Source organism: Brevibacterium paucivorans (assembly GCF_016907735.1).
Lineage (GTDB): Bacteria > Actinomycetota > Actinomycetes > Actinomycetales > Brevibacteriaceae > Brevibacterium > Brevibacterium paucivorans.
In genome coordinates, this window is the sequence record NZ_JAFBCP010000001.1 from 1493720 (window position 1) to 1513898 (window position 20179).

21 protein-coding genes are annotated in these 20179 nt (G+C 62.1%); 17 read left to right on the forward strand and 4 right to left on the reverse strand.

The features are described 5' to 3' along the window. Positions 1-21: 21 nt before the first annotated feature. From cmtR to JOE56_RS06945, 7 genes are all read left to right on the forward strand, one after another. Positions 22-381: a Cd(II)/Pb(II)-sensing metalloregulatory transcriptional regulator CmtR gene (cmtR, locus tag JOE56_RS06915; protein WP_204515411.1), complete on the forward strand. Its 360-nt coding sequence runs from the start codon at positions 22-24 to the stop codon at positions 379-381. Further along, positions 382-975: a cadmium resistance transporter gene (locus JOE56_RS06920; protein ID WP_204515412.1), complete on the forward strand. Its 594-nt coding sequence runs from the start codon at positions 382-384 to the stop codon at positions 973-975. A 190-nt stretch (positions 976-1165) separates the two neighbouring features. Next, complete coding sequence (locus tag JOE56_RS06925; RefSeq protein WP_204515413.1) at positions 1166-2062, forward strand: metallophosphoesterase; 897 nt, start codon at positions 1166-1168, stop codon at positions 2060-2062. Between the two features lie 57 nt (positions 2063-2119). Continuing rightward, positions 2120-4447 (forward strand): transglycosylase domain-containing protein, encoded by a 2328-nt coding sequence (locus tag JOE56_RS06930; RefSeq protein WP_204515414.1) that lies wholly within the window; start codon positions 2120-2122, stop codon positions 4445-4447. Between the two features lie 76 nt (positions 4448-4523). Then, positions 4524-4685, forward strand: a complete 162-nt coding sequence (locus JOE56_RS06935) for a Sp36 family protein (RefSeq protein ID WP_180965307.1) — start codon at positions 4524-4526, stop codon at positions 4683-4685. Between the two features lie 2 nt (positions 4686-4687). Then, the gene (locus tag JOE56_RS06940) at positions 4688-5143 is read left to right on the forward strand and encodes an Atu1372/SO_1960 family protein (RefSeq protein ID WP_204515415.1); all 456 of its coding nucleotides are present in this window, start codon (positions 4688-4690) and stop codon (positions 5141-5143) included. Between the two features lie 91 nt (positions 5144-5234). Continuing rightward, positions 5235-6155, forward strand: coding sequence for an NUDIX hydrolase (locus JOE56_RS06945; protein WP_204515416.1), 921 nt, complete (start codon positions 5235-5237; stop codon positions 6153-6155). Positions 6156-6178: 23 nt separating this feature from the next. On the opposite strand, the gene JOE56_RS06950 is transcribed toward JOE56_RS06945, so the two are convergent. After that, on the reverse strand, positions 6179-6985 hold the full coding sequence (locus JOE56_RS06950; protein WP_239530394.1) for an MBL fold metallo-hydrolase: 807 nt from the start codon (positions 6983-6985) through the stop codon (positions 6179-6181). A gap of 201 nt (positions 6986-7186) precedes the next feature. Then, positions 7187-7864, reverse strand: a complete 678-nt coding sequence (locus JOE56_RS06955) for a Crp/Fnr family transcriptional regulator (protein ID WP_102238405.1) — start codon at positions 7862-7864, stop codon at positions 7187-7189. A gap of 196 nt (positions 7865-8060) precedes the next feature. On the opposite strand from JOE56_RS06955, the gene nth reads away from it, so the two are divergent. Together nth and JOE56_RS06965 are read left to right on the forward strand one after the other, a co-directional pair. Continuing rightward, positions 8061-8822 carry an endonuclease III gene (nth, locus tag JOE56_RS06960; protein WP_204515417.1) on the forward strand — a complete coding sequence of 254 codons (762 nt, stop codon included), beginning with the start codon at positions 8061-8063 and terminating at the stop codon, positions 8820-8822. After that, positions 8815-9504, forward strand: a complete 690-nt coding sequence (locus tag JOE56_RS06965; protein WP_204515418.1) for an NUDIX hydrolase — start codon at positions 8815-8817, stop codon at positions 9502-9504. Before nth ends, JOE56_RS06965 begins: the two co-directional genes overlap by 8 nt. Before the next feature lie 67 nt (positions 9505-9571). Here the strand turns inward: JOE56_RS06965 and JOE56_RS06970 are convergent, their stop codons facing one another. Together JOE56_RS06970 and acs are read right to left on the reverse strand one after the other, a co-directional pair. After that, positions 9572-9979: a phage holin family protein gene (locus JOE56_RS06970; protein WP_102238407.1), complete on the reverse strand. Its 408-nt coding sequence runs from the start codon at positions 9977-9979 to the stop codon at positions 9572-9574. Between the two features lie 115 nt (positions 9980-10094). Then, positions 10095-12023, reverse strand: a complete 1929-nt coding sequence (gene acs, locus JOE56_RS06975) for an acetate--CoA ligase (protein WP_204516095.1) — start codon at positions 12021-12023, stop codon at positions 10095-10097. Between the two features lie 212 nt (positions 12024-12235). Here acs and JOE56_RS06980 point away from each other — a divergent pair, with 212 nt between their 5' ends. The 8 genes from JOE56_RS06980 (at position 12236) to JOE56_RS07015 (ending at position 20173) form a co-directional block, all read left to right on the forward strand. Beyond that, positions 12236-14926, forward strand: coding sequence for a hypothetical protein (locus JOE56_RS06980; RefSeq protein ID WP_204515419.1), 2691 nt, complete (start codon positions 12236-12238; stop codon positions 14924-14926). Positions 14927-15141: 215 nt separating this feature from the next. Beyond that, entirely contained in the window at positions 15142-16170 is a 1029-nt protein-coding gene (ssd, locus tag JOE56_RS06985; protein WP_204515420.1) for a septum site-determining protein Ssd, read from the forward strand. 6 nt (positions 16171-16176) lie between these two features. Next, complete coding sequence (locus JOE56_RS06990) at positions 16177-17316, forward strand: TadA family conjugal transfer-associated ATPase (RefSeq protein ID WP_204515421.1); 1140 nt, start codon at positions 16177-16179, stop codon at positions 17314-17316. 37 nt (positions 17317-17353) lie between these two features. Continuing rightward, positions 17354-18178: a type II secretion system F family protein gene (locus tag JOE56_RS11625; RefSeq protein WP_204515422.1), complete on the forward strand. Its 825-nt coding sequence runs from the start codon at positions 17354-17356 to the stop codon at positions 18176-18178. Positions 18179-18189: 11 nt separating this feature from the next. Continuing rightward, positions 18190-18846, forward strand: coding sequence for a type II secretion system F family protein (locus JOE56_RS07000; RefSeq protein ID WP_338028644.1), 657 nt, complete (start codon positions 18190-18192; stop codon positions 18844-18846). A 169-nt stretch (positions 18847-19015) separates the two neighbouring features. Then, complete coding sequence (locus tag JOE56_RS07005) at positions 19016-19201, forward strand: DUF4244 domain-containing protein (protein WP_102238411.1); 186 nt, start codon at positions 19016-19018, stop codon at positions 19199-19201. A gap of 191 nt (positions 19202-19392) precedes the next feature. After that, the gene (locus JOE56_RS11630; RefSeq protein ID WP_204515423.1) at positions 19393-19734 is read left to right on the forward strand and encodes a TadE family type IV pilus minor pilin; all 342 of its coding nucleotides are present in this window, start codon (positions 19393-19395) and stop codon (positions 19732-19734) included. Positions 19735-19786: 52 nt separating this feature from the next. After that, positions 19787-20173 carry an Rv3654c family TadE-like protein gene (locus JOE56_RS07015; protein WP_338028645.1) on the forward strand — a complete coding sequence of 129 codons (387 nt, stop codon included), beginning with the start codon at positions 19787-19789 and terminating at the stop codon, positions 20171-20173. The last annotated feature ends 6 nt before the right edge of the window (positions 20174-20179 follow it).

The window sequence follows — 20179 nt, forward strand, 5'->3', positions numbered from 1 at the left end:
AGCCGCTGTATAGTTCAGTACATGCTGACTATTGCTTCGCGCTTGGACGTGATGAACCGATTGGGTCGAGCGATGGCCGATCCCACCCGATCCCGTATTCTCCTGACCCTGCTGAGCGGCCCGGCCTACCCGGCCGCTCTCGCCCGGGAGTTGGAACTGACGCGGTCAAATGTGTCGAACCACCTCACTTGCCTACGGGACTGCGGAATTGTGGTCGCCGAACCGCAGGGGCGGAAGACCCGCTACGCGATCGTCGACGCCCATCTTGTCCAGGCGTTGAACTCACTGCTGGATACCACTCTGGCTGCCGACGAGAATGCCCCGTGTATTGACTCGGCATGTGACGTGCCCGGGTGCGCCACCGGAGAGGGGAACAGGTAAGTGGTAGCTGGTCTCCTGGGGGCGGTTGGTCTGTTTATCGCTACCAATATCGACGACATCATCGTGCTCTCGCTGTTCTTCGCCCGTGGGGCCGGCCAAGCAGGGACCACACTTCGGATCCTGGCCGGGCAGTACCTTGGTTTCGCGGGCATCCTCGCAGCCACGATCCTGGTCACCCTAGGGGCGGATGCTTTCTTGCCCACCGAGGCGATCCCCTACTTCGGGCTAATCCCCCTGACCCTGGGACTGTGGGCGACCTGGCAAGCCTGGCAGGGAGACGATGACGACGATGACGCGAAAGTCAGCGGAAAGAACGTAAGCGTCTTGACCGTCGCCGGGGTGACCTTTGCCAACGGTGGCGATAATATCGGCGTCTATGTCCCGGTTTTTCTCAACGTGGATACCGCCACTGTTATCATCTACTGCGTCGTCTTTCTGATCCTGGTGGCGGGCCTGGTCCTGTTGGCGAAGTTCGTGGCCACCCGCCCACCCATCGCGGAGGTTCTCGAACGCTGGGAGCATGTGCTGTTCCCGATCGTTTTGATCGGCCTGGGTATCTTCATCCTCGTCAGCGGCGGCGCCTTCGGCCTTTAATAAGCTCATCCCCGTGCTCCCAGGGCCTCTCTAGGTTTCCTCACCGGCATCAACTGAACCGCCTATGAAGTTGTGAAAGGCCGCTGCCGCAGGGACTCGACCACGCTAGGGCGACAGAAATTCTAAAACTGCCCTATTGGGGTGTAACTCGCACCAACATTCGCCCGTCATTTCGGGGTAGCGTAAAAGGGTGGACACAAAGAACATTCTTCGCTTGGCCGTGGGTGTAGGTGGAACGTGCGCCGTCGCAGCAGGTGTGTGGGGCGCGTGTATCGAGCCGCACCTGTTTACAGTGCGCCACTTGACATGCCGGGTTCTGCCTCAAGGAAGCGCGCCTTTGAGGGTTTTGCACATCAGCGATCTCCACGTTGCGCCGTGGCAAAAGCACAAGATCAACTGGGTTCGCGCGCTGGCAAAACTCCAACCAGACCTGGTGATTAACACGGGCGACAACTTTGGGTTCAATTCGCTCGACACCGTGATCCACACGCTTGCCCCGCTCACAGCGTTCCCCGGAATCTTCGTGTTTGGGTCAAACGACTTCCACGGCCCTGCTGTGAAAAACCCGGCCAGATACCTCATGGGTCCTAGCGAGGTAAAAGAGGCTGAGCCTGACCTTCCGGCTGACGACCTTCGCCGGGCGCTCACATTGCGCGAGTGGAACTTCGTGGACAACTGCAACGCAACTCTCGAGGTCAAAGGGGTGAAAATCAGCGTCTCTGGTCTGGGCGATGCGCACATGAACAACGCGCACATCAGTCAAGAACACCCACACTTCGAAACCGGTGCCGATCTCAACGTGGGCGTGACCCACTCACCTTATTCCACCTCGGTCGACGCACTGATCGACGCGGGAGCTCAGATGGTCTTTGCCGGTCACACCCACGGCGGCCAGATCCGCATCCCCGGATACGGGGCGCCCGTCACCAACTCTGACCGACCTCGGGACGAAGCGCGCGGCCTGTTTACACGCTCAGGAGTCCCTGTTCACATCAGTGCAGGACTGGGCTTTTCGATCTTCGCGCCGGTGCGATTTGCATGCCCACCCGAGGTGACTCTCATGGAGCTTGTGGCACGCGAATCCTGAGCGGATACTCAGTTTCAGCTGAGCCCAAGTATTTGCGGTCGTCGGTACAATGATCGCATGGTGTCTTCTGCGTCCAACATAAAAACCAACGGAATGTCTCTGATCCTGCAGTTCATTGCGGTCAGTGCAATCGCGGGAATTGTGGGTGCCGGTTTGGCGATTCCTTCGGTGGGTGTCGCCTCGGTCGGTGCTAAGAACGTTGCCGAAATCTTCGAGTCGCTCCCGGCTGAGCTGGAAGAGCGGCCGTTGGCTGAGCAGTCCAAGATGCTCGCCGCCGACGGTTCGGAGATCGCTAGCTTCTACTGGCAGAACCGTAAAGAAGTTCACGTCGACGACATTTCGCAACACATGCAGGACGCGACTGTCGCGGTTGAAGACGAACGCTTCTTTGACCACGGTGGTGTGGACCTGCAGGGTATTTTCCGCGCGTTGGTACACAACACGTTTTCTGATTCCAAACAGGGTGGTTCCACGCTGACGCAGCAGTACGTGAAGAACGTGCTGTCAGAAAACGCGCACTCGCAGGACGACTCCGACGGTGTGGAAGCAGCGACAGAAGCCGACGGCGCTGCCGGTTATGCGCGTAAGTTGCGCGAGATTAAACTCGCAACCGCACTTGAAAAGAAGTACCCCAAGATTGAGATTCTCAACCGCTACCTGAACATCAACAATTACTCCGGTTCGCCACGTGTGTACGGTGTTGAGGCAGCTGCCCACCACTACTGGGGCATCAAGGCAAAAGACCTGAATATCGAGCAGTCGGCCCTGCTGGCTGGTGTGGTGAAGAACCCTGCGGCATACAACCCAGAACGTTTCCCCGACCGCGCGCTACAGCGCCGAAACATCGTGTTGGGGCAGATGCTCAAGTACGAGTACATTTCGCAGGAAGAACACGACAAAGCGGTCAAGACTGACCTTGGCCTGAAGATTCACAACACGCCTAACGGTTGTGCTGCGGCTAAGGACGCTGCGTACTTCTGCGACTACGTTCAGCGCGTCATCGAAAACGACCCGGTTTTCGGTAAGACTAAAGAAGAGCGCGCTAACGTCCTGGCCCGAGGTGGTTTGACGGTCAAGACGACCCTCAACCGGGACATGCAGAAGGCTGCCGATAGCACCGTGAAGAAACGTATTCCGGTTGGTGACCCATCGGGTGCGGGGCACTCGATCGTGTCCGTTGAACCAGGGACCGGAAAGGTCCTGGCAATGGCCCAGAACCGTAACTACTCGGTGACTGAAGGCAAGAAGAACTTCGACACCCAGCTGAACTACAACGTGGACCGTAAGCACAACGGTGCGAGTGGGTTCCAAGTGGGTTCGACGTGGAAGCCGTTTGTGCTGGCTGAATGGTTGCGCGAAGGTAAGAAACTTAACACCACGGTCAACGCGACCAAACGAACCTTTTCAGCGGGTTCGTGGAAGTACGACGGTTGTCCTGCTGTTGGTGGTAGCTGGAACCCAAACAACGCCGGTGACGGTCTCGGATCCAGCGGCATGAGTGCATTGCAAGCCACCAAGAAATCGGTGAACACTGGTTATGCGGCTATGGGTAACCAGCTCAATATGTGCGGGATCATGAAGACCGCGCAGTCGTTGGGCTTGAAGTACGGTAACGACGAACCGCTCGACCAGCCGCAGGAAAACTGGAAAAAGGAACGGAACCTCTACATTTCCACGATGCCATCTTCGATCCTGGGAACCACGCCGGTTGCTCCGATCGACATGGCTGCGGCATACGCGGTGTTTGCCTCAGGTGGTACGTACTGCAAACCATCACCCATCGACAGCATCAAAGATGCTGACGGTAAAGACGTTAAGACTCCAGACCCCGACTGTCACGAAGCAATCGAACCTGATGTCGCTAAAGGTGTGGCTTACGCGCTTACACAGACCTTCCACGGAGGTACTACGACACGGTTGAAGATTGGGGCGCCTGCAGGTGCCAAGACCGGTACTACTAACTTCGAGGTTGGTCACACGTGGTTGTTGGGATTCACATCCAAACTGTCGACAGCAGTGTGGGTAGGTGACCCTGACGGTGTGCGTGACTGGCGTAAGAACTCTAAGGGTAAGGTTCGCGGGCGCATTTACGGTGGAACCATCGCTGGACCTTCGTGGCAGGCGTATATGAACAAAGCCATTAAGCACACGAAAGGTAATGAAGGGTTCCGTGCACCCAGCTCCATGATGGGCTCCGGCGGTGGAGGCGGAGGTGGCAACGGCGGCGGAGGTAACAGTCGCCCCGCCCCTAAGCCAAAGAAGAAGCCGTCCAACAAGGGCGGTGGCGGCAGCAAAGGCGGCGGCGGTAACGGCGGCGGTGGAAACAAAGGCGGCAACGGTGGCGGAGGTGGCGATGGCGGTGGCGCAAACACCATCGTTGGCTAACCTCGCCGGCTACACACCGGGGCCCTAGGCCCTGACAACCGAGCGTCCTGCGGGGCGCACAAAGAAAGGTGACGACATGCAAAAATGGGAATACGCGACTGCCCCTCTTCTTATCCACAACACCAAGCAGATCTTGGACATGTGGGGCGAAGACGGTTACGAACTGGTTCAGGTTGTCCCAGGCCCTGATGGTCAGGGACTGGTTGCATACTTCAAGCGTCCTAAACAGGAGGGCTGAACGTGACGGTCGCGGAAAAGCTCGCGGAGCTGGGCATCGAACTGCCCCAGGTGCCAGCGCCTGCCGGTGCGTACGTCCCGGCCCTGGTCGACGGTGACCATGTGTACACCTCGGGACAGTTGCCGTTTGTAAGCGGTGAACTGGTCAACCCTGGTGTTCTGGGCGACTCAGTTACGGTAGAGGAAGGCTATGATGCCGCCAAGCTGTGCGCTATTAACGCGCTTGCAGCGATCAAGTCGGCCGTGGGTGATCTGGAACGTGTCAAGCAGGTGGTGAAGGTTGTGGGGTTTGTTGCATCAGCTCCCGGCTTCGACCAGCAGCCGCGTGTGATCAACGGTGCATCCGAACTGTTGGGCGAAGTGTTCGGTGAACGTGGTCAGCACGCACGCTCGGCCGTGGGTGTGTCAGCGTTACCATTGGGCACCTCGGTCGAAGTTGAAGTCACGGTACGAATCTAGGGTCAGCGCCGAGCTACCCACGTAAGGACATCCCCTGCCACACCGTTCACACACGATCCCCGCGTCACAGGGGCTCGCGAAGATCTTGAACATGTTCGAAGGTGGACAGCGAACGCTGACACCTCCTCAACCGCTACCCGCTGCAGCGATTGTTTTGATTCGCGACTCTGCGCATGGCGTCCAGATGTTTATGACTCGCAACGTCGACGAACCGGGGCAGGATGACCGTAACCGGTGGGACTTTCCTAGTGGGCACGTGCGCCCGTCTGACTCTCGGTGGTTGCCCATGGCTGGGGCCAGCCCGGAACGGTGCGCGCGTATGTTGCGCAAAACCAACGTGACCCGTTCGCTGGCGTACTTCGTGGCGGCCGGGCGGGTTGCGCTGGAGCTCGCGGGAGTGCTTGTTGCGCAGAGTGCGGATGGAACGATCGCAACGGACACTGACGTGGCGTATGTGCGTGACGCGCGGGCAAAGTTGTTCCAGAAGAAGGTGGCGTTTCGCGACGTGCTGGAGACGCGCAACCTGGAGTTCCGCCCGGACATGTTGCGACCGTGGCTACGGTGGGTCAACACCGAATGGCAACTCAAACGCTTTGACACGGTGTATTTCACCACCGTGATGCCACCTGATCAGAGCGTGAACTTCGAGTCGATCACAGGCGCGTGGGGCGGTTGGGTGAGCCCGGCCGAAGTTCTGTCGATGTGTGGTGAACATTCCAGCGACTTCATCAGTGGTCCCGTGCGACTCATCTGCGAATCGTTACTGGGCGTGCCCAGCGTGGCTGCGGCGATGTGCAAGATCCGCAATGTCACCCCCATTACCCCCGAGGTGTTTAAGAGAGACGGGACATGGTGGGTGTCCCTGGATCCGCTCGCGGACCCATCCGAGCGGGGACGGACGCGGCAGACCGAGGTGGTTGACACCTCGGGCGACGAAGAAGGCGAGGACCCCCAGTCCTTGACTTCAGAGCTGGAAGAAGTCGAAAGCCCGGCAAGCCCCACCGAGGTGTGAGTGGGCCGGGCCCGCGGTCGGGGCTAGCCTTCCAGCAGGTACTCCAGTTGCGCCGACACTGACGACAAGACGGCGGGGCGCAGTTTCTGAGGTACGTCCGCGTAGACGAGGTCGGCGACCCGGCCGGCGTATTCTTGCGAGATAGCGTCGGTTTCATCGAGCTCAATGGTGCCTACGCGCTCAACGGCCGCGATGACCTGGTCGAGGCGTTCTTTGCGGTGCGAAATGTAGTAGTCGACAACCGCGCGGGGGTTTTCGACGGTGGGGCCGTGGGCAGGCTCGATGGTCTCAACGGTGTGATCGACCAGGTCAGAGATCCGTTGCATGGAGTCCAGATACTGTCCTACGGAGCCTTCCGGGTACATGATGACGGTGGTGCCTTCACCCAGGATGGTGTCCCCAGAGAACAGGGTGTTGCCGTGGAGCACGCTGATGGAGTCCGCGGTGTGGCCCGGCGTGGGAATGAGGGTGAGGCGGTCGCTTTCGTGCGAACCGAACTCGACCACGTGCCCTTCAGGCGGTAACGACGTCAGGGCCGGTGCTCCCTTTGCGAAGGCTTCATCGACTGCGTAAATGGGCACACCCGGGGCCCATTCGTGGGCGGTGCCCAGCATTTCGGAGTGGTCGGCGTGGTGGTGGGTGAGCACGATAGCCGTGAGCGTGGCGCAGTCGACGGCGTTCTCGAGTGCTCGCTTATGTGAGCTGAGCTCAGGACCCGGGTCGATCAGGGCAACAGAACAGAGGTCGCTCGACGGGACGATGTATGAGTTAGTGCCGTCGAGCGTCATAGGGGACGGGTTTTGGGCTGTCACGCGGATGTGTGGCTTCATTGCCTCTCTCTCCTCACGTGGACGATCAGTGCTTTCATGGTACGTACACGTTCCACGATTACTGAACTGGTGTCCACAGTGTGACTATCGCAAGGCGGGGTGCCGGGTGTGTGGCGGGGCCGAGGTGGCAAGAGCACCCGCTCGCGAGGCAAGCGGGTGCTCCATTAGTTGTGGGTGCCCGGACGCTTTTTGGGTAGCGCGTTAGTGGGCGCGGTGGGTCAGGCGCTCCAGGTCAAGGATGACGACCGAGCGTCCTTCGAGGCGGATCCAGCGACGTTCCGCGAAGTCAGCCAGTGCCTTGTTCACGGTTTCACGGGAAGCGCCAACGAGCTGTGCGAGTTCTTCCTGGGTGAGGTCGTGCGGCACCAAGATGCCGTCTGGTGCAGGCTTTCCGAAGCGGTTCTTCATGTCGAGGATGGCCTTAGCGACACGGCCAGGAACGTCGGAGAACACCAGGTCGCCAACGGTTTCGTTGGTGCGACGCAGACGCTGTGCCAACGCCTTCAGCAGATTCATTGCGGCCTGTGGGCGTTCTTCGAGCCAGCTGAGCAGGTCTTCGTGCTTGAGGCTCAAAACCTCTGACTGTGACACGGCGGTTACCGTGGATGAACGCGGGCCCGGATCGAACAGTGCGAGCTCACCGATGATTTCGCCGGGGCCCACAACCGACAGCAGGTTTTCGCGTCCGTCTGCGGATTCGCGACCCACCTTGAGCTTTCCAGTGGACACGATGTAGAGCTCGTCTCCGCTGTCGCCTTCGTGGAAAAGGGGAGTGCCGCGACGGATGCTGCGCGGTTTCATAAACTTCATGAGGGCGCTGGTCGATTCTTCATCTAGTCCGGCGAACAGGGTCGCACTGCGGACGACTTCGATGTCCACTATCTACCTCCGTGTGAAAATGTCCTTGATACAAACCTACCCCCTTTGAGGCGCTTGTCACATGTCAACAGGCGATTTGTAGTTTTCTTTTAAACGACGTTCGCTTGAGGCGTACAACTCAGGCTCACGTCCTTGCCTCTGATCCCTTGTCTGTTTCTTTCTCTGCTTCCGGTGTCGTATTGCATAAGCTGGAGGAATGAAGTCACTCATCCCAGCCCGCAAGCGACGCCAGTTCGCCCAGGAAACACGTTTGGCAAAGGTACGCCGAGCGCGCAAGATCGACAGGATCCTGGCGAGGGTGTTCCCGAATGCACGCGCGGAGCTCGACTTCACTAACCCATTTGAGCTGCTCATTGCCACGGTGCTGTCGGCGCAGACCACGGACGTGAGGGTTAACCAAGTGACGCCGGAACTGTTCGCACGTTATCCCGGTGCGCATGAGCTGGCCGTGGCTACGCGCGAAGACGTTGAGGCGATCATCCGGCCCACGGGCTTCTTCCGATCCAAAGCAGCCAACGTCATCGCGCTGGCCATTCAGTTGGTTGAGCGCCACGGCGGCGAGGTGCCACGCACGCAAAAGGAACTGGTCAAGCTTCCAGGTGTGGGCGTGAAGACAGCGAACGTGGTGTTGGGCAATGCGTTCGACACCCCGGGGCTCACCGTGGACACACACGTGGGGCGCCTGGCCCGGCGCATGGGGTTCACAACTAACACAGATCCGCTCAAAGTCGAGGCGGACCTACAAGATCTCTATGACCCGCGGGACCTCACCCTGGTGTCGCATCGGCTGATCTTCATGGGACGCCGAATCTGCCACGCGCGCAGGCCCGCGTGTGGCGCGTGCCCAATCGCGAACCTGTGCCCCAGCTACGGTGAGGGTGAGCTCGACGAGCAAACGGCCGCATCACTGTTCGCATACGGCCTGACGTATCCGGAAGGCGGGTGGGACTTTGACTGACGACGCGCACTTGCGCTCGCTGCTGAGCGCGCTGCCCACCACCATTACCGAACCGCACTGGCTGGGCGCTCGCCTGGCCCGAGGCGGGTTCGAGTTGCGCGACGCGGCGGTCCTCATGCTGTTCGCCCGTGGACAGAAACCCAGAACGCTGGCAGGTAAGCGGGAGGTAGCCAGGTTGGACGACCTCGGCGTGGGGGATGTGGACGTGCTGCTTTTGCAACGCGCGGCGACCTTGCGTCAGCACGCGGGGCAGCCGGCGTTTCCCGGTGGGAAGAAGGATCCCGAGGACGTGTCGCCTGTTGCTGCCGCGTTGCGAGAGGCACGTGAAGAGGTGGGGGTGGAGCCCGGGTCGGTGGATGTGCTGACGCAGATCGACCCGATTGCGGTGCCCGTGAGCCGGCACAGCGTCACGCCCGTGGTGGGTGTGTGGACGCAGCCGGGGCCGGTCAGGGTGGTTGATACTGCGGAGTCGACGCGGGTGTATAGGGTGTCGGTTGCGGATCTGGTGGCGCCTGCTAACCGTGGAGTGTTTTATCCGGCGAATCGGGCGTATACGTCGCCGGTGTTTGATGTGGGCGTGTTGCAAATCTGGGGTTTTACGGCCGGGTTGTTGGATTTTGCGCTCACCGAGCTGGGGTGGGCCACCGAATGGGACCGCACGTACATGCACATTGACGTGTAAAACGGCGCAAAGCGAGCGTCACGGCGCGATATAACGCGCCGTGACGCTCGCTTTGCGCCGTTTGGTATCAGTAACGAGGGCCGGTGGGGTTCTTCAGGGCGCGCAGAATAGCGTCCTTGACAGAGTTTCCGCGGTCGATCGCAGCGGTAGGCGTGGGGTTGCCCTTCTTGAAGAGCGGAATTGCCACACCCACCAGGATTCCTGCAATGACAACAAGGATCCCGAACACGATCAGGAAGCTCGCCCACCAAGGCAGGTGCGCGACCTCGTGGAAAACAGCGGAGAGGGCGAAAATTGCCATGAAGCTCGACAGGAACAGAAGGAACAGGGCCGCAACGGCGAGCCCGCCACCGATTCCCAGGTTCTTGGCACCGGCCTGCGCTTCGGTCTTCGCTAGAGCGATTTCCTCTTGCGCCAGGGCTTGACTGTCATCCTTAATGTCTTGGATGAGCTGAGACAGGGACCGTTCGGTCATGGAGTGTCCTCCTGCAGAAGGCTTCTTACGAATTTCTTTTTCAAGGATATGCGCTATTTACTCCCGAGGTGAAACCGCGCCTGATTTTGTGCTGAAACCAAGGTGAATGCTTGGTTTACTTTTTGTCGCGGTTGACCGACGCTGCGATCGCGTCCATGACCGAGGCGTCGGCCAGGGTGGAGGCGTCGCCGGCTTCGCGGTTTTCGGCGAGGTTCTTCAGGAGTCGGCGCACGATCTTCCCTGAGCGTGTCTTGGGGAGTTCGTCCACGATGTACACGCGCTTGGGTTTGGCGATGGGGCCGATTTCTTGGCCCACGTGGGCGCGGAGTTCCTGCTCGATCGATTCGGAGTCTTGTGCGTCGCCGCGCAGAATGACGAACCCGATAACTGCCTGGCCGGTGGTTTCGTCCGTGGCACCCACGACTGCGGCTTCGGCAACCGATGGGTGGCTGACCAGTGCGGATTCGATTTCCGTGGTGGACAGGCGGTGCCCGGATACGTTCATCACGTCGTCGACGCGACCCAGGAACCAGATGTCGCCATCTTCGTCGTAGCGGGCTCCGTCGCCGGCGAAGTACATGCCGTCGAAACGTGACCAATAGGTTTCCTTGAAGCGTTCAGGGTCGCCGTAGACGGTGCGCGCCATGGAAGGCCACGGTTCTTTGATGACCAGCAGACCCACCTGGTTGGGGCCGATCTTCTGGCCGTTGTCATCCACGACTTCCACGGTGATCCCGGGAAGTGGGGTTTGCGCTGAGCCGGGCTTCAGGGCGGTGACGCCAGGAAGAGGCGCGATCATGTGCGCACCGGTTTCGGTCTGCCACCACGTGTCCATGATGGGCAGTTCGTCACGGCCAATGACGCGGCGGTACCACATCCACGCTTCGGGGTTGATGGGTTCGCCCACGGAGCCCAGCAAGCGCAGGCTGGACAGGTCGTACTTCTGTGGGATCTCTTCGCCCCACTTCATGAACGTGCGGATTGCGGTGGGGGCGGCGTACAGGATCGTGGCCTTGTACTTTTCGACGATTTCCCACCAGCGACCCTGGTGAGGAGCGTCCGGGGTGCCTTCGTAGATCACCTGGGTGGCACCCGCGGCAAGGGGGCCGTAGGTGACGTAGGTGTGGCCGGTGATCCAGCCGATGTCGGCCGTACACCAGAACACGTCGGTCTCTGGTTTGATGTCGAACACGGCGCGCATGGTGTACGTGGCTTGCGTGAGGTACCCGCCGGACGTGTGCAGGATTCCCTTGGGCTTGCCTGTTGTGCCCGAGGTGTAAAGGACAAAGAGCGGATTTTCGGCTTCGAAGAATTCGGGGGTGTGGGTGGTGGGCTGGTCGCCCACAACGTCGTGGAACCACTGGTCGCGGCCTTTGACCATGTTGGTGTCTTCGCCTGTGCGCTTGACGACCAGGACGTGCTTGACGGAAGTTTCTGACTTGTCCAGGGCGGCGTCGACCGTGCCTTTGAGGTTCGAAGGCTTCCCGCGACGGAACCCGCCATCAGCGGTGACGACGACCTCGGCCTGGGCGTCTTCAATACGGGAGTGCAGAGCGTCAGCCGAGAACCCGCCAAACACCACAGAGTGCGCCGCACCCAGGCGGGCGCACGCAAGCATGGTGATGACCGCCTCGGGAATCATGGGAAGGTAAACCGCAACCCGGTCACCCTTCTTGACGCCCAGGGAGGCGAGCGCGTTGGCGGTCTTGCAGACTTCTTCCGTGAGCTGAGCGTAGGTGTAGGAGCGGGAGTCACCGGGCTCGCCTTCGAAGTGGATGGCGACACGGTCGCCGTTGCCGGCTTCCACGTGACGGTCAAGACAGTTGTATGCGACGTTGAGGGTGCCGTCGGCGAACCACTTGGCAAAAGGCGGGTTGGACCAGTCGAGGACCTGGGTGAACGGCGTGTCCCACGACACGAGTTCGCGTGCGTTATCCTCCCAGAACTTGAGTCGGTCTGCTTGTGCGCGTTGGTATTCGTCTTGGGTGACGTTCGCGACCGAGGTGGTCTGTTGCGAAGGGGGGAAGGTTCGGGTTTCGTCCATCAGGCTGGAGCTGTTCTGCGTAACGTCGTTGTTCGGTGCCACTGGTTTCTCCTTCGTCGTTGAGGTGAATGGGGCCTGTGTAGTCACCCTACATGCGGACAAATGAGGGCGTCCATGGTCACCATATAACGAAACTTTTGAAACTTTTCTTAGTGCGATCGCGCAAATTCTGACAGTATGAGACTGAACGTCCGATTAAGGAGTATCCCTGTATGAGTCATCCAAACCCGTCATCCCCGTGGGGCGCACCCGGCCACGGACAGCAGCCTGGCGTACCGCAACCAGGTGGGCAACCTGGTGGAGCGCAGCCAGGAGCACACCCTGGCCAGCCGCAGTCCGGTGCGCAGCCTGGCGGGGTACAGAATCCAGGTAGTACACCCGACGCTGCATACTCAGGCGGCCAGTACGGTCAGCCGGGTGGGCAGTACCCAGGTGGGCAGGCCGGTCAATCGGCGCCTGGTCAGGAAAGTGGCTACGCCGGAAGCCCGTGGGGCGCCTCGGGATCCGGTCAGCAACACGGTGGAGAGCACGGTGGTGCATGGCAGGCTCAAGGGTCTGCGCCTCAGGAAGCCGGTTATGGCTCAGCACCTCAGCAACCTGGATACGGTAGCGCGCCGCAGCAGCCCGGGTATGGGTCCGCGCCACAGCAGGCAGGTTATGGAAGTGCGCCGCAGCAGGCAGGTTATGGAAGTGCGCCGCAGCAGGCAGGTGGCTTCGGTGGTCCCAACCCAGGTGTGCCTATGCCGGAAACTGTGGGCAAGAAGGCTAAGGGACCCAAGAAACCTAAGGCGCCGGGAGCGGGCCTCATTGGGCCGTTGACCCTGCGTGACATTTTGCTTTTGGTGGCTGGTTTGTTTGCGCTGGTAGCGCTGGCCACCCCGGGGTTCGCCGTTCGTGTGCAGGGAATTTCGGGGAACGCCGAATGGTTCGTGCAGCGGTGGTCGGCCTCGACGATCGGGTACGTGGTGCTGGGAGTCCTGCCGATTCTGGCAGCCGCAGTGCTCACATTGGTGAATAAGCTGACGGGAAGCATTCGGTTGATCGGATCGCTGAGCGTAGACCAGCTGATTTCGGTGCTGGCCTCGGTAGCGTTCGCGATGAACTTCGTGTGGCTCGCGACGATGGCGGTTAGTTTCCACGTGGGGTCCGTGTTTGGCTTCTTGGCCGCGATCATCGCTTTTGTAGCTGGAACGCTGACCGTTATTCCGGTGTTTGGTAAAGAGTTCGCGTACCGTGCGGCTACAGATGCGCACCCCAAGGCTCGCCCGTACAGCAAGAGTGGTGCGGCACAGGGGCCGGTTGTGGGCGCGCAAGGTGGACCGAACGCTCAGGTTTCTCACGTGGCTCAGCCGGGGATTACGGGCCAGGAGCAGGGCGCAGGCCAGGCGCACGGTGCGGGTCAGGCGCATGGTGTGGGTCAGGCGCAAGCCGGATCGCAGCCAGCCGGTGGCTTTGGTTCGCAGCCGGGTTCACAGTTCGCACCTGAGCAGGGTTCGCAGCCAGGTTCAGAGTTCGCGCCCGGTCAGGGTTCGCAGCCGGCTTCGCAGTCGGGTGCTGGTGCTGATGAGTCGGCATCACAGCCCGCTTCCGGTCCTAGCCAGCCGTGGGCACAGCCCAGCGGTCAGCAGGTGACTGCCGGTGGTGGCGCGGGATACGGTGCAGGGCACGGTGCGTTTGCGCCACAGAACGACAGCCAGAGCGCTGGAGCTCAGCCTGGTCAGGCTCAGCACGATGGCCAGGCAGCTCAGGGCGAAACCCCGGGACAGCCGTGGGCACAGCAGAGCCAGCCTGGCGAACAGACCAGCCAGCCGTGGGCACAGAACGGCGGACAGCCTGGCGAGCAGACCAGCCAGCCGTGGGCACAGAACGGCGGACAGCCGAACCAGCCAGGGGATCACGGCCAGCAAGACCAGGGCGACAAGGGTCAGAGTGGCCAGGGTCAGAAGGACGAAGACACGTTCTACACCTCTGATGACGAGCAGGCGTACCTGGGCCGTCACAGCGCCAAGGAACCTCGCTACGCGCAGAACCAGCCCACACAGGCATTCATGACCGGTGGTAAGGAAAACCAGACGAGTGACCAGCCAGGTGGGCCGTGGGCGCAGAGTGCTGCGACCTCGGGCAGTGCGGTAGGCGAGTCGCACAAGACCGACGCGTCACGGAACACCGACGCATCGCAGGAGGCAGACGAGCCACAGAAGGCTGACCAGTCTGAGGCCGCCGCAAAACCCAAGGACGCTTCTGTGGCAGACGGTGCAGAGGGCGCAGGATCGCGTTCGGCCGGAGCTGCCGCGGGAGTCGCCGGAGCAGGTGTGGCCGCAGGAGTGGCCGGTGTTGCGGGTGCGGCGGGAGCCTCGGACGCTACTGGTTCGACGGGCGCTGCAGGTGCCACGGGCGCGACCGGGGATGCGCAACCGCAGAACCCATGGGCCAAGCCAGGAGCGCCAACCGAGGCGGGTCGTGAGCATGAGGTGGCGAACACCTCGGGCGCGGGAGCGAACGCTCAAGATGACGCACCACGCGAGCCCGATGCGCGCGGCGACGCGGCGTCTCGCGTGGCCGATGACAACGAGCCAACGCAGTACTTCCGCCCGTATGAGTACTCGGAGCAGGGCTTTGAGCCGGTGGACGGGTCGGGAGACCAGGAGACGCAGCTGGCACACGCCGTGCAACCACAGCAGGGCAATGAGGCGCAGGCGCAGGCGCCGGCTTCCGAGCCATTCTGGTTTGCGGTGCCGGAACCGCGCCCGGCCGTGGACGAAACCACGGGCGAGACCGTGTTCATGGTGACACCTGGCGAGTGGTTCTTGGCACAGGAGGACCGTGGCACGTCATACGTTGTGCACAACAGTGCGCAGCAAGAAGGAATTTTGCACAATGTGTCCGATGTGATCCTTCCGTAAACACGCACTAGAAGCACCCGCACTGTGGATAACTCCCAGTGCGGGTGCTTTTTTGTGCGCTCGCGGGTGGGGCCGGCCCGCGAATTGCCAGGGCGTGCGCGACTCCTTGGCACAGACTTACGACTGATGTACACAATCGGTGGGTGCCACCTCGGTTTTCCACAGATGTGTGACCGGCTCTAGAAAGCGAAGGCACGGCGTCACACAGTGAAGCTATGCAAGTAGTTTTATTCACGCACGTGCGAAGTCTGATTGAACATTGTTCCGCGCTGGCCGACGGGGTGGGAGTGACGCTGGAAGTCCGTAGCCCCGACAGCGGTGGGTGGCAAAATGCCGTCCTCATTCTGGTGGGCGAGGACGTCACCCACGCGCCCGCGACCCCCGGAATCCCGAGTGTGCTGGTGGGAGCCGAAGGCGCTGGGGATGACGTGTGGCGGGCGGCGGCTCGGCTGGGGGTGGACAACGTGGTGGTGCTGCCCGCCGGTGCCGAGTGGTTGTCGCAACGCATGATCCAGGCGGTCGAACCACCTCGGAAGCCGGCGCTCACCCACGGGGTGATTGGGGGAACGGGAGGTGCGGGCGCGTCGGTGTTGGCGTGCGCGGTGGCCAGGCAGAGCGCGGAGTCCGGGGTGTCTACGGTGCTGGTCGACGCCGATGCGTTAGGTGGCGGGCTCGACGTGGTGCTGGGGTGCGAAAACATTGAGGGGCTGCGGTGGCCCGCGTTGGCGAGTTCACGTGGGCGTTTGCGACCGTCGACGTTGCAGGATGCGTTGCCCAGGCAGGGGAATCTGTCGGTGTTGTCGTGGGATCGGACGCTTGAAGCGGACGCGTCGAAGATCACGGAGGGTGTGTTCGACGCGGTGATTGCGGCGTCGCAGCAGGCGTTCGACTTTGTGGTGATCGACCTGCCCAGGCACGCGCCGATCGAGTGGGCGGCCACATGCCACAGCATGACGGTGGTGACGCCGGGGCGGGTGCGGGCCGCGGTGGCAACGGCGGCGGTGGCGGGTCGGCTCACGCAGGTCCACTCGTCGATCCGGGTGGCGGTGCGGGAAAGCGGACGCGGTGGGGTGGACGCGGATCTGCTGGCTAAAGCGGTGGGCGTGGACTTGGCGGGCACGTTCCGGGACGATGCGGCGCTGGGGGAGAAGCTCGACCGAGGTGAGGGGCTGCCTCGCGGGCGCACGCACCTGGCGAGATTCGCCAGTTACCTGTTTGACGACGTGTACGCCGAGGAGCGGTGAGTGGTCATGAAGGAGTGGCTTGATGACGACCTCGTAGCCGAGGTCCGCGACTACTTGCTGGAAAATCCAGGGCCGGTGACCACCTCGGCGGTGGCGAGCGCGCTTGCGCGATCCGGGAGGGTCTTGGGGTCAGCGGCGGTGCTGGAACTGGTGGCGAAGATCTCCGCGCAGTTGGCGGGGGCGGGGCCGTTGCAGCCGTTGTTGGACGACGCGTCGACGACGGACGTGTTTGTGAACGGGCCGCGGGATGTGTGGGCGGACCACGGTGAGGGGTTGTGCCGGGTGCCGGTGTCGTTGGGCACCGAGGCGGATGTGCGGGCGCTGGCGGTGCGGTTGGCGGCGTTGGGCGGGCGGCGGTTGGACGACTCGCAGCCGCTGGTGGACGTGCGGTTGCCCGACGGGGTGCGGTTGAACGCGGTGATCCCGCCGTTGTCGGGGGATGTGACGGTGTTGTCGTTTAGGATTCCGCGGCATCGGGGGTTCACGTTGAGTGAGTTAGTGGGGTCGGGGACGGTGGTGCCGGACGTGGCCGACCTGCTGTTGCACGTGTTGGAGCGGCGGAAGAACTTCTTGATTTCTGGTGGGACGGGTTCGGGGAAGACGGCGTTGTTGGGGGCGTTGTTGGCCGAGGTGGATCCGGGGCAACGGTTGTTGGTTGTGGAGGATTCGCGGGAGTTGAGTGTGGCGCATCCGCATGTGGTGCAGTTGGCGGCGCGACAAGCGAACGTGGAGGGCATGGGTGAGGTGTCCATGGCTGACTTGGTGAAGAACGCGTTGCGGATGCGGCCGGATCGGCTGGTGGTGGGGGAGTGCCGAGGGGCCGAGGTGCGCGACATGCTCACCGCGCTGAACACGGGGCATGAGGGTGGGTGCGCCACGATTCACGCGAATGCTGCCAGTGCGGTGCCGGCGCGGTTGGAGGCGCTGGGGGCGTTGGCGGGGATGGCGCCGGAGTCGGTGACGTCGCAGGTGAGCACGGCGTTAGACGTGATTGTGCACGTGACGCGGGGGCCTAGGGGCCGGGTGGTGTCGCAGGTGGCGGTTCCGGTGTTGGAGCGGGGCGTGCTGTCGACGGTGCCGGCGTGGGAGCTGGGCAGTGGCCGAGGTGCCGGCTGGGCGGATTTGGCTGCGCGGTTGCGGGAGTAGGGATTTGGACTAGGGCTGGGGCTAGGACTAGGGCTGGGTGATTGGTGTGTTTGCGTTGGTGGCGTTTGGTGCGGGGCTGTGTGTGGCGGCCGCGGTGTGGCTGTTTATGGGGCCGGGTGCGGGGGTGCGGGTGCGCCGGATCTTTGGTGGGGGCGTTGGTGAGGCTGGCCGGGGCCTCGGTGGGGCTGGCAGGGGAGCTGGGACTCTGAGCGGGGGCTTCGGTGAGAGCGGGGCCGGCCGAGGTCGTTTCGGGGACCGCCTGCGCGCGTTCGTGATGCGGGTGCGCGGAAGGGGAGACGGTGCGGGCGCGGGTGGTGAGAGCGAGGATTCGCCCATGATCGCGGTGATTGACCGGGCGGTGCAGTTGTTGAAGGTGGGGATTGAGCCGGCGCGGGCGATGACGCTGGTGGCGGACTTGCCGGACAACGAGGTCGCGGAGCGGGTGTTGCGCAAGGTGGCGAGGGCCATGGAGCTGGGTGAGAAACCGGATCAGGCGTTGCGCATGTACGCCGGTGAGCTGGGTGATGAGGATGCGCGGATTCTGACGGGGATGGCGTCGGTGTGGTTCGTGTCGGAGCAGGCGGGTGCGCCGGCGGCCGAAATGCTGGCGTCGTATGCGTCGACGTGTAGGGATCGGGCGGATGCGATGCGGGAGCGCGATGTGGCGTTGGCGGGGCCGATTTCGTCGGTGATGGTGTTGAGTTGGCTACCGATCATGTCCTTGGGGTTGGCGGTGCTGGTGGGTGCCGATTTGGTGGAGTTGGTGACGTCAGTGCCGGGTGCGCTGAGCATTTGTGGTGGTTTGGTGCTGTTGATTGTGGGGCGGATCTGGATGCGGTCCATGTTGGCAGGAGCGAGGTAGAGGTGGGCGTTGTGGCTGTGTTGAGTGTTGCGCCGGTGGGTGCGGGAGCGCTGGGGCCAGTGGCTGTTCTTGTTGCGGGGGCGTGCGCCGGGTGCGTGGTGTGGCTGTTGTGGCCCAGGTCGTCTGGGAGGTTGAGCCAGCTGTCGCAGCCGAGGCGGGTGCGCCGGGGCAGTGTGCTGGTGCGGATCTGGAAGTGGGCGTTTGGGCAGCTCACGCTGGGTGAGAGCCAGGTGGAGCAGTTGGCGTTTGATTTGGACTTGGTGGCGATTTGTCTGCGGGCGGGGTTGCCGATTCCGCGGGCGTTTGAGTTGGCGGCGAGGGCTACGCAGGACCGGTCGGGGTTGGGGCGGTTAGGTCGTTCTTTGGCACTTGGGTCTGTGGATAACGCGTACGTGGGAACGCAGGATTCTGTGGCCGAGCACCGCACGGTGGTGTCGTTGGTGGAATTTTCGAGGTCGACGGGGGTGGCGTTGGCGCCGCTGCTGTCCGGATTGGCGTCCGATATGCGGCGGGCAGAGCGTAGGCGCCGACAGATGGCGGCTGCGAAATTGGGCGTTCACCTGGTCATTCCGTTGGGAGTGTGCGTTTTGCCGTCGGTGATTCTCACGGGTGTGGTGCCGGTGGTGATCACGCTGGTGGGCGATATGTCGGCGATTTTTGTGCGGTGAGCGTTGGGCGGTTGTGGGGTGCATGACCTGTGGATACTGCACGCGTTGGAGTGGCCCGCGGCATGTGGAAGAAATGGCGTTTTCCACAGTTGCGAATGGGGCTCTTTCTGAGGGGGAGTGCGGTGCGAGACGCTCAAAGTCCATCGCACACAAAGAGAAAGGAAAGACGATGGAGTCGAAAGAAATCATGCGAGTTGACCTGCGTGACGAAACCGGGGCGACCACAGCTGAATACGCGATTACGACGTTAGCTGCGTGTGGCTTCGCGGCGTTGCTGGTGGTGTTGCTGAAGAGTGAACCGATCAACAACATTCTGCTCAACCTCATGCAAACCGCATTGGGAATGGGGCAGTAATGCGATGGCTCGTCCCACTGCGAGGATCGGTGCAGGAATGGGTTAAGCATATTGGGTGCTGTGCTGGGTTCGGCGGGCACGAGGCTGTGGCATCGAGCGGTGTGCTTGGTGATCGCAGGGGTGTGTCGGGTGAGCGTAGGACAGGCTCTGGCCAACGCAGGGCAAAGGTGCGGAGCAGTGAACGTGGCACGGTGACTGCTGAGTTCGCTGTGGTGCTTCCTGCGTTGGTGTTGGTGCTGATCCTCGTGGTGGGTGCGGGCGTCATTGGGATTGCGCAGGTGCGGGTGTACGAGGCGGCTCGGGCGGGCGCCAGGGAAGCGGCCCGAGGTGAGCCCTCGCAAGACATTGAGAAGGCGGCTAAGCGTAAGGCTGGGCCGGGTTCGACAGTGACCGTGTCGCAGGGTGGAGGATACGCGAAGGTGCATGTGAAAACTACGTTACCCAAAGCGTTGCATCCGGTGATGAAGGAAGTTGAAGCGTCAGCCGAGGCCCGGACGGAAGGTGAAAGCCATGGTTCGCTCGATGGGCATTAGAGCCGAGGCGGGTGGTTTGCGTTCTGTGGCGGGAATGTGGAGAGCGCGTTCTGTGAGGCGAGAGAGCGGTTTGCGTGAGCGGGGGCGTGGCACACATGAGCGGGGGACCGCGACCGTGATGGCCGTAGCGCTGACGGCGTTTGCGTTGGTGCTGATGGGCGCGGTGGGGTTCGCTGCGCGAAGTGCGTTGATCAAAGCGCATGCCGAGGGGACCGCGGACCTGGCGGCGTTGGGTGCGGCTGATGCGGTGCGCGGCAAAGTGCCCGGCGAGCCGTGCCAGGTGGCCAAGGAGATGGTGAAACGTGAAGACCTCGAGATGGTCGACTGTGTCGCGCGTACTGACCTGGGCACTGTGAAGGTGGAAGTGAAAGCTGAGATGCCCAAACCGCTCAAGGCCATCAAGGTGACCGCGGTTGCGGGAAACCCACAGGGTAACTGAGGGCGG